The organism is Aquimarina algiphila (genome assembly GCF_947494415.1).
Lineage (GTDB): Bacteria > Bacteroidota > Bacteroidia > Flavobacteriales > Flavobacteriaceae > Aquimarina > Aquimarina algiphila.
The window spans coordinates 68397-80923 of sequence record NZ_CANLVC010000010.1; the positions used below are offsets into that span (position 1 = coordinate 68397).

Consider the following 12527-nt stretch of genomic DNA (forward strand, 5'->3'; position numbering starts at 1 on the left):
AAAATTAAATATATTTGAACAAAAAAGAGAACTATTTATGATGGACATATTTGAATACTTAACGGGCAGAGGAGGTTTGTTGATATTAGGTTTGTTTGCTGTTATTGTTTTATTGTATAATAAAATAAAAGCCAGAATGTATTTTAAAAGACCTACTAAAAAGAAGAAATAAACAACTAATATTATTCTGTTATGGGAATCAAACAGATTAAAAAATTAATAAATACATAAAAAAAACCTGAACATTTGTTCAGGTTTTTAATTTAAACACTTTGATAATTATACCAAATCGATTATAAAATGAGATATGAATAATTTGAATTAGTTTTTGTTAGTTCAAGGCATAAAATTTCAGAATAGCCATAGCTATTGTTAAATTTTAAAACGAAGAAATTGTAAAAAATAAACGAATTATATATCATGTTTTATGGTTGAATTGGTATTAATAGCTGATGCGCATTACCCCCAACAAATCAGTTTTATATTATCAAATAGTTTTAAACTATTAGTTTTTATACATCCAAAATTAGCTCAAAACAGATGTGAAATACAAAACAATGTTCTTGGTATTTATAAATTTAAACCACAAATTTATAAATACCACATGGTTTTAATTTTATGATCAAAAGGTCGGTTATATTTAGATAATATTAACTTTTGTAATCAAATTAATTATCTTGGTACTCATAAAATCTATTTGGTTAGAACTTAACGAGGTGACTTCATACATGTAATACAATTTACGATGTGTAAATCATTGATTTTTAATTGTTTATTTAAAAGGTATGGTTTTTGGTTTCCATGGAGCAGATAAATGAAATTTTGTAAAAAATTATGCTTATGATTAAAAAGTATACATTTTTAGGTTACCTGTTGATACTGTTTGTTTATGCGAATCAGGTATATGGCCAAAATGAAAAAGAAGATAAGAATCAGAATGATCTGGGTTATACTCAACTCAAAGCCTTAATTGCAAATCAAAAAACAGATAGTCTTAAGGTCAAAACACTACAGTCGTATTTATCTGAGTCCAAATCCCGTGCCGATACTCTAGGCATGGCAAATGCATATTTCTTTTTAGCACATGTAGTTAAAGAGGCTAAATTACAATATGCAGATAGTTTGATTGGGATCACAAAAGATAAAAAGTATATAAATTACCCAGCTAAAGGATATTTGTTGCAAGGTAATACACAGTATGAACTAGGGAATTATATAGAAGCTCTTGAGCTCTATTTAATAGCTTCAGAAGCTGCAAAAAAAAATGGGAACCAATATTTATACCGATCTATAAAATTTAATATAGGACTATTAAAAAACAATGCTGGAGAAAGAGAAGAAGCCCAAGTTATATTCTTGGAACACTTAAACTTTTTAGATCAGAATCCTAAATTTAAAAGCCCATCCGATTATAATAGAGCACTCTTTGCTTTAACCGATTCATATATCTACAGTAGTCAATTTAGTGAGGCTAAAAGTTATATTGACCAGGGAATTCGTCAAACATTAAAAGTGAACGATACATCTATATATTCTAGTTTTGTGATGTACTCAGGGATGTATGAGTATTTCTCTAAAAACTATAAAACAGCAATTGATAGTTTAGAAAAAGGAAAAGATATCATTAAAAATTTTGATGAGGTAAAAACAAGAATGGCTATTTGTGATTACTATATAGCCAGATCATATAGGGCCTTGGGGAACAATGAAAGCAGTATATCATATTTTAAGAATGTAGATCATATTCTTAAGAAAACTGAAGATGTTATTCCAGAATTAATAGATACCTATGATTATCTAATAGCAGATTCCGAATTAAAAAATGATCTCGAGAAACAAATTGAATATATCAATACGTTGTTAAGGTTGGATAGTATTCGGCATGCAAATCAGATTTATTTGACCAAAAATATTAATGAACGATATGACACGGCAGAATTAATTGCTGAAAAAGAAAAATTAATTAATGAACTACAGGAAGAAACATTTTTAAAAGAAGAAACCATTGCAGTACTCATTCTATTTTTAATTACATTAGTTATTCTCGTAGTGTACTTTTTTTATAGAAGTTATGCTAATAAAAAACGTTTTTTGAATTTGCTCGAGGAACAAAAAAATAAAGATCAAGGTCAGCCAGAATTCACAGCTATTAGCAATACTATTTCAAAAAAAGAAGAGATTGATATTCCAGAAGAAGTTATAGCAACAGTATTAAAGAAGCTTCATGGCTTTGAAGAATCAGTTAGATTTTCTAAAAAACAGTATACACTTAATTTATTGGCCAAAGAATTACAAACCAATAGTGCATATTTATCCAAAATTATCAATGTACATAAGAACATGAATTTTGCAAATTACCTTAATAATTTACGAGTTGATTTTGCTGTAGGTGAGCTTACTACCGATAAGGCATTACGTTCCTATACTATTAAGGCCATTGCAGAAGAAGTAGGATTTAAAAACGCGCAGTCATTTTCTTCTGCTTTTCATAAGAGAACAGGGATTTATCCATCCTATTTTATTAAACAATTAAATAACGGATAATAAGTTATATATACATTTTGGAATGCTATTTGAATACTCTTCAAATAAATAATAAAATTTAATCTATAAATCGACTATTATGAAAACAAACAAAAGGAAAAGGGTTCTCAGTTTAGATAAAATCCAAATTAGTAAATTAGAAAATATCCAAGTAATTAATGGTAAAGGGTGCGGTAATCTTCCTCTTACAAGGGATGCCCCTGGATGTGTAGATACAACAAAAACACGTCCAATATCTGAAGAAACAATAAATGGAGGTTAATTAGTATTTTAGATACCTACTTAAAAAATAGGGTTTTAATGGTATGAATCACAAAAATTATAATCACATGAAAACGAAGAAAAGTAAGAGGGTACTAAGTTTAGATAAGATTAAAATTACCAAGCTAGAAAACGCTCAACATGTTAGAGGGGGATCTATTCCACCAACTAAGCGCACTGGTATTTTGAAATGTACTTGGGAAACTAAAACGTTTCCCGTAACTAGTGATCCATATATTTAGTGTAAGCAGTATGTCTTGATTAAGACGGTTTATTTATCAACTATCAAAATATACCTGATTTAAGGGGCAGGAGATGGAGATTAATTAGTGTTTTAAATATGTATTTATTCAAAAATTAAGACTTTAATTATGTTAGTCACAAAAATTATAATCACATGAAAACAAGTAAAAATAAAAGAGTACTGAGTTTAGAGAAGATTAAAATTGCTAAGCTAGAAAACGCTCAAAATGTTATGGGGGGATCTATTTCGATTCCACCAGACACAGACACCAAGATATGCGGTATTAAAACGTATCCTTTAAGTGGTGGATTGATTTAATGTAAGAAATATATCTTGATTAAGACAATTTTGTTAATTATCAAAACAAACTCGAACCACTGTTCGGGTTTTTGTTTTATTATAAATACTCATCTTCCTAGTATTAGATTTCTCAATTAATTATACCTTTATCGAGCAATATAAACCTGCTTAAAATTATTATAGTGATCAAAAAATATCTGTTTTTAATATATGTGCTCATAGCAATTGTTTTTTCTAAAGAAGTAATTGGGCAAACAAAGCGTATAGAAAGTGATATGGGTGTATTGGATTATGATGCGCTAAATGCCATATTCAGAAACCCAAAAGCAGATAGTCTTAAGATCAAAACATTACAATTGTATTTGTCTCAGTCCAAATCCCGTTCTGATACTCTGGGGATGGCAAATACATATTTTTTTTTAGGGTACTTAGTTACAAAGACTAAATTACAATATGCTGATAGTTTGATCGAGCTCACCAAAGATAAAAAATATAGAAATTATCCTTCGAAAGGCTATTTGTTAAAAGGTAACACGCAATATGAATTTGGGAATTATAAAGAAGCTTTAGAACTCTATTTAATAGCCTCAGAAGCTGCAAAAAATAATAATAACGAATATTTATATCGATCCATAAAATTTAATATAGGTCTATTAAAAAATAATTTAGGAGAAGGAAAAGAGGCTCAAACTATATTTTTAGAGCACTTAAACTTTTTGGATCAGAATCCTAAATTTAAAAACCCATCTGATTATAATAGAGCTCTTTTTGCTTTAGCAGATTCTTATGTAGCGCACTTAGAATTAGATTTAGCCAAAATATATATTGATAAAGGAATTAAAGAAACGTTGAGGACAAATGATATATCTATGTATCCACAATTTGTAGTTCGTTCTGGGATATATCATTATCATGCTAAAAATTACCGCAGTGCAATTGATAGTTTAAAAAAAGGAAAAAAATTAAAAGAAAAGAAAAGTGGAGAGAAAATAAGAATAGCAGTCTGTGATTATTATATAGCCCTTTCTTATGATGGATATGGGGATATTGAGAAAAGTATAGAACATTTTAAAAATGTTGATCAAACTCTTAAAGAAACCGAGGACATCGTTCCTTTATTATTAAAAACATATACCCATTTAATAACCTATTATAAATCAAAAAATGATGTAGAGCAGCAGCTTCACTATATCAACACCTTATTAAAGCTCGATAGTATTCGAGATTCTAATCAGATCTATTTAACCAAAAACATTATCAAACGATATGATACGGTAGAGTTAATTTCTGATAAGGAAGAATTAATAGCACAATTACAAGAAGATCAATCCTTAAAAAAAGAAACCATTATTATTTTGGTGACAAGTTTGATTGCGGTACTACTCATTGCGATCTATGGGTATCGCAGAGGGTATGTGCATAAAAAACGTTTTTTAAAGCTATTGGATAAGGCTGCGCAACAGGATCATAATATATCAGGAACACCTGTAGTAAAAAAAGTAAGTGTAGATACTATAAGCCAGGAAACTCAGGATCATCTTTTGGATAAATTAAAAGAATTTGAGGAAAAAGAGCTTTACCTTAAACCTAACATTAACTCTAAAGATTTGGCTAAAAAGTTTGGATCAAATTCGAGCTATTTATCATTAGTTGTAAATACCTATAAACAAAAAAGTATTAGTCAATATGTTAGTGATTTACGAATTGATTATGTAGTCAAAAAACTACAAACTGATCCCAAATTAAGAAAATATACCATCAAAGCCATTGCGCAAGAGATAGGATTTAATACTTCAGAAGTTTTTGCTAAAGCTTTTTATAAAAGAACCGGGATTTATCCATCATATTTTATTAAAAAATTAGAAAAACAGACAGATAGTGTTGATGTAAACTAAAGTTGATACTAAATCTGTTACTCTGATTTTAAGAAGTGAATATCACCTTAAATTTATCATTTTTAGCCCTTCGACAGGTTTTGGAACAGGTATATTGAAACATCTTTGTCCTTGTCATCCTGGACTTGATCCGGGATCCACTTTGGAGCATCTCGTTATAGATTCCGGTCTACACCAGAATGACAACTTGCATACCAAGACCTGCCAGGTTTCGAAAACCTGACAGGTCTATCCATATCCATTTAAAATTTTCAACGAGATCTTGGTTGAATACCTTTTATTATCCGGTTTGTATTACATATCTATACTATTATGTCATGCTGAATTTATTTCAGCATCCCCGTTTCGGATCATCATTTTATTAATTGGATCTGGGATCAGGTTCAGGATGACGAGCTTATTATAAAAATCTCGTCAATTCGAGTAATCCGACAAAGGGGGATTGTATCGAGAATAGAGATTTTTTGATGTAAAAACTGAATCTCGATAGCCCTACTGAACTTGCCAAAATATATCACAATAAAAATATTGTCACACTGAGCCCTTCGACAAGCTCAGGACAGGCACTGCCGAAGTTTAATTTTCTACCAAAAATCATTATCCGATGCACATTTTCTTATATCGAATACATAGAATTTATAAAAACATATGATTTTTCATAACATGCTGATTGTCAATTATTTTTATTTAATTTATTTGCAAATTACGATCAGATAATTTATAAATATCGACATGCTTTGCTTGCAAACCTCTTTTTTCTACCCATACATTTGGGGGAACAAAAAATGTTGAATATGCGAGCCAACTCTAGCAATAACAAGCACAAATTTATGTCTGATATCTTACAGGCATTACATCATAAAATGGACGAATTTATGTACAATCTCGTACATTATAGTTCATACGAAATCATTTTATATCTCTGGATAAATAAGCTCTACGCACAAGGAAAATCCAGTGACGAAGCCATACAACTCATCTATAAAGCCCGCAATATACTATTGCTTAACCACAAAACATAGCTTGTGTAGTTACCCTAATTAAAGTCTTTTGATAAAAACTCAAAATGTAAAACCGCAAAATGTGTTAAGGAGACAGAAGAGAGGAGTTAGGAATGAAGAGCGAAGAGTGAAAAATACTATTGTCATACAGAGCCCTTCGATAAGCTCAGGACAGTCACTGTTGAGGTAAGGAAAAGAAAATATTGAAATAAATAACTAAAAGTGAAAAATATAAAAAGAGTCAAATGTCAGAAGACAGGAGTTAAGAAGTTAGAAAAACATCGGACACCCGACTTCATACTTCTAACAACTATTAAAACTTTAAAAAATAATAACAAATAAATTTTAAAACCATGAGAAATATCATTCAGGATTTACTAACACAAGAGGAAAGAGACCAAGCAGAAAGCTTAGTCACTCAACTAGAAACTATATTTATTGATAAGCTATCAGCATTAACAGAAAAAGAACGAAGGAGCTACAAGGCTATTAATGAAACCAACAAGTTATTCGTTAATAAGATTTGGGATTATCGCCAACATAGTAGTGTTCTAAGTTCTCCTGATGTAGATTGGGAGGAGTTTGAAAAGGATTATAAAGCCAGAGTATTTGCAGAAAATCTTTTGGGTCGCGTAGAAAGCCTGGCATATCGATTAGAGAGTACCAAAATACTACATGATTATGATAATTATCAAGATGCCCTTAATGACTATTCGTATTCGCAATATAGTAAGGGCGCAGGAAAACCTGGTTTTACAGAAAAAGTAGCAGAATTAAAGCAATTTTTTGCCCGTACCAAAAGTGTGCCTACACCTAATGCTACAGAAGAATAGTTTCGTTTAACTCAAAAGACCTTCTCGTGCGTTAAAAAGACGTTCGGTTGAGCTCCAAAGACAAAGTTTTTAACTCGGTTTGCTAAAATTTCAGCTTTTGAAGTGAAAATTTCAAGGCATGCTCTTAAAATTTTAAAGCCATCTTTTAAAAATGGTGTAAACAGAGTTAAATACTTCGTCAAAAAGACGCGTGAGAAGGTTAAAAAGACGTTCGACATCGTCTTTGTACTTAAATGGATCATCCAATTAATCCAAAAGTTGATCATATAATCGAAAAATTTAAGCCAATCAACAGAATTAATGAAATATATAAAAGGAAAAACAGGAGTAATTATTATAATCAACTAAAGTTGAGTTTGTGTACATAGTCCCCTTAATTGCTCCTGTATCCTTTTTAATCTAGTTTTTAATGCTTCCAGATCATATAGATGAAATACCTCCAGAAATACTTTATGGCGTATTAAATGCCATGAATATTGATATTGGCGACTTTATGTACCATCTTTTAAATGATAAGCCTAAAGAAATAATGATTTATGCAAAAATTTACTGCTTATATGTTATTAAAGATTAATGAATGATAAAAAGACAAAGGTTTTCTTCATGACCTTAATCCAAGCTCTAAATCATATAAAAGCCATTTATTTTTTTAACTATTAATTAACATTGTCATTTTACAGAATCCCGAAAAATGAAACTGGCACGTCTTAATATTGCAATGAGTAACAACTTTTATTAATAACCTAAAAAAATCCAACTTATGAAAACAATATCATACCACCAATATTAGCATCGCGCTTTAAAAATGTACAATAGCAAACCAAAGACTGTAAGACTATAGCGCTGTAATCAAACGGTTTTGGTTCTTGACCATAAAGGGATTTCTCCTTTAACTGACCTTTAATATCACCTTAGGTTTGATGTTACCTTAATACATAAATAAATATTAACCATTTAATTTTTTCACAAATGAATAAATCTTTTGTATGGGGCTTGCTATGTCTTGCCCTAACTATTGCACATACTGGGTATGCGCAACTCACCTGCGACCAAAGAGCAGAAAGTATTTTACAATTTGAAGCAGATTTTCCTGATTATCCAATAGATTTAATTAATAGTCTATTGGATGATATATCACCTTGCACAACACCTCAGGAAGGGAGTACAGCGTCAATGTATACAGCAGGGATACTAACATGGCTGTCTGATGATCCTGATAAAGAACTGAAAGGTCTTAATTTAGTATTAAGCGCACATAGCAGAAGATACCTTCCTGCAACTGAAAGATTGCTTATGGTATATCTAAAGGGTGAATATTCTGTTTATGATGGCGTTGACTATTCTAAAGCTGATGATATCTGTCGAACAATGATCAGCCGTAACCATAAACCCGATTTAGCTCGCTACGTTGCCGGTTACATAAATATGAAACATTTCCCCACTGCTCTTGGCTCAAATTATACTAGGGCTAAAAATTATTTTGAACAAAGTAACCTTCCTATGGCAAAACACTGGTTGGCAGTAATGTATTATTTTGGATATGGAGTCACCCAAGATAAAACAAAAGCATTACAAATGTTGACAGAAAATGATATTTTTAATAGTAGAACTCTATTAGAATATTTGCCTACTCAAAATAGTGAATGGCTACCGATTTCAGCAGAAGAACATCAAGCTCTCTATAGTTATGCTCCTCATTTTACTCCCAAGCCTGAAAAATTTAATGGAAATTACAATGGTAGATTTATTGAATTTGACTGGTCATATCAAGGAGGTGTAAAGCGTGATATTCCTTTTACATTAAACCTAGAAATGGAAAGTATCACCTCTAGCAAAAGTAATGTGCAGTACCAGTTTGATATTGAAGGGAGCACAATAAAAGGAACATCAGAGATGACGCTTAGTTTTATGAAATTTGATAGTCTAAATTTTTCTTTACAACGTCTTTATAAAGATCATCCTGATAAGAACAATGTCACGTATGAGGTTCCTCAAATCAGTTTAGGAACAAGAACAATAAATAATGATACGGTCTTGATCGGTCAATTTGGGGGAAATCATAGAATCGTAGAGTTTAATGAAAGTGCTCCTCCAATTAAAATTATTCTTAGTAAAGACAATTCTATACAGTCACTATCAACAAATACACTATCAAAATCAATTGACCAAAATTTTGCAGTTATATCTCCTAATCCAATTGGAGACAGGTTTAATCTTACTTCTGATTTTAAAGAAAATGATGAGATTCAGATATCTGTGTATGATATGTTCGGTAATGAAAGAATTGTTTTACCTCCTTTTAGAAGCAAAGCTAACCGTGAACAATCAATACCCATAGATAGCTCTACACTGGCAAGTGGCACATACCTCATTCAAATTAAAATAAATGGTCTGCCATTCGTGAAAACCATTGTCAAACAATAATCTAAAACAAAAATATACAGATGAAATCACTATATAGAGTAATGATGATAGGCATAATATGTCTGTTTTCAAATATAACATACGCCCAGATTGAACAATATTCTGAAGATGGAACAACAAGCTGTATTGATTGTGAAGCAAAAAGCAAATCTGAAAGGCAATGTTTATGTATATCAACAAGTCATTTAGGTATTTTTAATCGGCAATTAGAAACAAGTACCGAAAAAGATAAATGGTTATATGGACAAGAGCTTTTATTAGCAGGCGCAATTACAGGGATTAATTATTTTGCTCAAGATGCTAGTCCACAAGGCTTGTCTCCTGATTATAATTTTGAGAATATTCAAAGAGGCTATTTTAAGGGCGCGCAAACAGATGCGCTTGCAAACGAATATTTCACCAAAATTGATAACATTCTAAAAGCGGTAGAAGGAGTTGATAGTGACCTTTTAGCATCCTCGACAATTAACGCTAAGATATTAGACATTAGAAAAAGAGAAGGTACTGCAAGTCCAAAATACGGGGATTTAAAATACAATGGTAAACTCCTTAAAAGCATGACTGATGGAGAGGTAAATGCTTTATTAACTGAACAACTAAATATCAGAAATAGCCAACGGTCTGCTAAGTCCGAATATAATCTACGTAGAAGTCGCCTACAAAGAATGTTAAATGAAGGTTATATTTCTAATACTCTCGCAGGTCATCTTGTAGTGCATTATAAGTCTTTAGACTATGAAAACGCTGTGCGTTTTATGACTAGGTATATGATTTGGGTTAAGGAACAAGATAGAGGTGTGCCTTATCTTCCTTTTGGGAATCCAAATAATATTTTTACCTTAGAAGATAATGAGGATCAGTATATCCAAACATTAACCTTTAGAACAGGAGGAACAACGCCACCAATGGACGGATATACACCACCACAGTTTGAAGATATTACTGATGATGCAGCTTTGTTTGGTCTTGCATTAAGGTCACTACCTAATCAAACAACAGCTTATGTGAATGGTTCAGGAAAAGAAAATGTAAAGAGCGAACTTAAAAAATATTTTGAAACCAATACATATTCCAGTGAATCTATGACACTTACAGATAATCTCATCACTGCTCATACTAACGGGCAAGCTATGAACCAAGAAAATATGCGTTTTTCTCATTATTCGGGATATCCGCCAGATCATCCAATACACCTGTTTGAAACTGGGCAAACCGGTGGTTCTAACAGGATTGCTGAATGGAACTTAGGAAATACCGAGATTGCTAATGGAGTAGATGGTTTTTTCAATTTGACTGAAGCAATGCGAACAAGTGATGACCCTCTTAATTTTACTACAGAAGGAAGCCTAGTTCGATCTGCTATTGAGTTAGGGGGAAGGTATAATATTACTTGGGGTTCTTATACCGATGAAGATTTAGGTAGATTATTTAATTTAGGTCACTCAACCGTTATAGGTTTTCCTTTTGGTCAAGTATTATTTGATTATAATTTAGGTAGAATCTTATACGACAATGGTTTTACTGCACGTCAATTTTTTAGAAGTGACTTTGCACTACATGCTGCATTGTCAATAGCCAATAACAATGGTAGTCTAGATGGTGTATATTTTGATGATGAAATTCTAGATAGATTAAAAGGCACGGAAAAATGTTTACATAACATTCTTCGTAAAGGGCATACTACTTTTTTTAGAAATTTATTAAATAATTTTTTAGTTGATGACACTGATCTTCATATTATTATTACTTCTGTTCCTGAGATAAGAATTGAGTTACCAAATGGTCAAATCGCTTATCCGGCTGGTGTAACCAGATATCATGAGAATACTGATTTAATAGATATTCTTATTAGTTCTAAATCAGCAAAAAATTCAAGTAATTTAATTACCATTAGAAACATGTTGCACGAGTATATTCATGCTGAAATATATAGAAGAGTTTATAGTACAAACAGCACTGCTGAAGCAGATTATAATTTCGGGATCACTTACTTAGAATATGCAGAAAAATATAATGTAGACCATCAAGTAATAGCAGAACAATATCTTGAAAGTATGGCAAAGACATTGGAAGCAATACATAAATTAGATTTAAAAGAAGATTTTGACAATCTTTCAGAATTATTAAAGTCAGAGTACCCAAATGGTTTAACTATTGATTTTTATAAAAGAATAGCATGGGAAGGATTACAAGATTCAAAAGCTTGGGGTGAACTAAAGAAGAATAATTTAGCAGAATATAACGCAGTATTAAGAACAGTTAGCTTAGAGAGAGAACATGGAGGTCAAAAAGATGATAACATATGTTCTCGTAACTAAATAAATGTATTAACTTTAAACTTAAATTTTTCTATCTATGAAAAAAGTTATGATTTTAGCATTTTGTCTTGTTTTTAATTGTGTTTTTTCACAAGAAAACAAAAAAGATTTATTAGTGCTAAGAATTGACAATCAGGAAAATGATTTGTTTCGCACACAACAACATAATGGATGCGTTGATGTTTTTTATGTAAAAGAATTATCAAAATATTCAACGCTGTACGGTTTTAAAACAAGAGAACCTAAAAGCGAAGGAGGTCAGCCTTCTAAGGACACAGAATCCTTTTCAACTGTATTTGATAATATACGAGAAAAAGGAAGGGCTGAATTTCTTAAGTTTTTTTCTAAGTACTATTTAATTTTTGTAGAAAAAGAAAGTGGAGGAGGAGATGATGATTATGTTTATTATCATGTTGTTCCGTTTATAGAAGCGATTTAACTGTAAGGTTAAAATATGAAAACTATCTTCGTCGATTTAGGAGAAGACATAAGAGTAATGAACTCGACTTCTACTATAACTATTGATAAAACAGGTGGCAATGCTCCTAAGAAAAAAGGAGGGTGTTAACCACAAAAATTATATTATGAAAAAAAAAATAGTAAACAGAAATTTATTCTTCCATTTTTTTTAGCTCGTACTCTACTTTCTTATTGTCAGAGTGAGAAAACAGAAAAGCATGAATTCGTAAAGTCATTTTTTGAAGATA

The 12527-nt window shown here is 31.1% G+C and carries 12 protein-coding genes; all 12 read left to right on the forward strand.

Annotation, left to right across the window (positions count from 1 at the left end; genetic code table 11):
* Positions 1-37 precede the first annotated feature (37 nt).
* Positions 38-172: a hypothetical protein gene (locus tag PQF96_RS23840; RefSeq protein WP_255412203.1), complete on the forward strand. Its 135-nt coding sequence runs from the start codon at positions 38-40 to the stop codon at positions 170-172.
* Between the two features lie 668 nt (positions 173-840).
* The gene (locus PQF96_RS23845; protein WP_271768978.1) at positions 841-2544 is read left to right on the forward strand and encodes a helix-turn-helix domain-containing protein; all 1704 of its coding nucleotides are present in this window, start codon (positions 841-843) and stop codon (positions 2542-2544) included.
* Positions 2545-2623: 79 nt separating this feature from the next.
* Positions 2624-2806 carry a hypothetical protein gene (locus tag PQF96_RS23850; RefSeq protein ID WP_271768980.1) on the forward strand — a complete coding sequence of 61 codons (183 nt, stop codon included), beginning with the start codon at positions 2624-2626 and terminating at the stop codon, positions 2804-2806.
* Positions 2807-2873: 67 nt separating this feature from the next.
* Positions 2874-3047, forward strand: a complete 174-nt coding sequence (locus PQF96_RS23855; RefSeq protein WP_271768982.1) for a hypothetical protein — start codon at positions 2874-2876, stop codon at positions 3045-3047.
* Between the two features lie 155 nt (positions 3048-3202).
* A complete protein-coding gene (locus tag PQF96_RS23860) occupies positions 3203-3367 on the forward strand; it encodes a hypothetical protein (RefSeq protein WP_271768985.1) in 165 nt (54 codons plus the stop codon).
* 164 nt (positions 3368-3531) lie between these two features.
* Entirely contained in the window at positions 3532-5244 is a 1713-nt protein-coding gene (locus tag PQF96_RS23865) for a helix-turn-helix domain-containing protein (protein ID WP_271768988.1), read from the forward strand.
* Between the two features lie 830 nt (positions 5245-6074).
* Positions 6075-6266: a hypothetical protein gene (locus tag PQF96_RS23870; protein ID WP_271768991.1), complete on the forward strand. Its 192-nt coding sequence runs from the start codon at positions 6075-6077 to the stop codon at positions 6264-6266.
* A 332-nt stretch (positions 6267-6598) separates the two neighbouring features.
* Positions 6599-7078: a hypothetical protein gene (locus tag PQF96_RS23875; RefSeq protein WP_271768994.1), complete on the forward strand. Its 480-nt coding sequence runs from the start codon at positions 6599-6601 to the stop codon at positions 7076-7078.
* A gap of 409 nt (positions 7079-7487) precedes the next feature.
* On the forward strand, positions 7488-7652 hold the full coding sequence (locus PQF96_RS23880; protein ID WP_271768997.1) for a hypothetical protein: 165 nt from the start codon (positions 7488-7490) through the stop codon (positions 7650-7652).
* 395 nt (positions 7653-8047) lie between these two features.
* Positions 8048-9502, forward strand: coding sequence for a T9SS type A sorting domain-containing protein (locus PQF96_RS23885; protein WP_271768999.1), 1455 nt, complete (start codon positions 8048-8050; stop codon positions 9500-9502).
* A 20-nt stretch (positions 9503-9522) separates the two neighbouring features.
* Entirely contained in the window at positions 9523-11820 is a 2298-nt protein-coding gene (locus PQF96_RS23890) for a hypothetical protein (RefSeq protein ID WP_271769001.1), read from the forward strand.
* 37 nt (positions 11821-11857) lie between these two features.
* Positions 11858-12259, forward strand: coding sequence for a hypothetical protein (locus PQF96_RS23895; protein ID WP_271769004.1), 402 nt, complete (start codon positions 11858-11860; stop codon positions 12257-12259).
* Positions 12260-12527 lie beyond the last annotated feature (268 nt).

Excerpts from the sequence above, each read along its gene's own strand:
- PQF96_RS23840 (WP_255412203.1), top strand. The coding sequence starts at position 38 with ATGATGGACATATTTGAATACTTAACGGGCAGAGGAGGTTTGTTGATA.
- PQF96_RS23845 (WP_271768978.1), top strand. The coding sequence starts at position 841 with ATGATTAAAAAGTATACATTTTTAGGTTACCTGTTGATACTGTTTGTT.
- PQF96_RS23850 (WP_271768980.1), top strand. The coding sequence starts at position 2,624 with ATGAAAACAAACAAAAGGAAAAGGGTTCTCAGTTTAGATAAAATCCAA.
- PQF96_RS23855 (WP_271768982.1), top strand. The coding sequence starts at position 2,874 with ATGAAAACGAAGAAAAGTAAGAGGGTACTAAGTTTAGATAAGATTAAA.
- PQF96_RS23860 (WP_271768985.1), top strand. The coding sequence starts at position 3,203 with ATGAAAACAAGTAAAAATAAAAGAGTACTGAGTTTAGAGAAGATTAAA.
- PQF96_RS23870 (WP_271768991.1), top strand. The coding sequence starts at position 6,075 with ATGTCTGATATCTTACAGGCATTACATCATAAAATGGACGAATTTATG.
- PQF96_RS23875 (WP_271768994.1), top strand. The coding sequence starts at position 6,599 with ATGAGAAATATCATTCAGGATTTACTAACACAAGAGGAAAGAGACCAA.
- PQF96_RS23880 (WP_271768997.1), top strand. The coding sequence starts at position 7,488 with ATGCTTCCAGATCATATAGATGAAATACCTCCAGAAATACTTTATGGC.
- PQF96_RS23885 (WP_271768999.1), top strand. The coding sequence starts at position 8,048 with ATGAATAAATCTTTTGTATGGGGCTTGCTATGTCTTGCCCTAACTATT.
- PQF96_RS23890 (WP_271769001.1), top strand. The coding sequence starts at position 9,523 with ATGAAATCACTATATAGAGTAATGATGATAGGCATAATATGTCTGTTT.
- PQF96_RS23895 (WP_271769004.1), top strand. The coding sequence starts at position 11,858 with ATGAAAAAAGTTATGATTTTAGCATTTTGTCTTGTTTTTAATTGTGTT.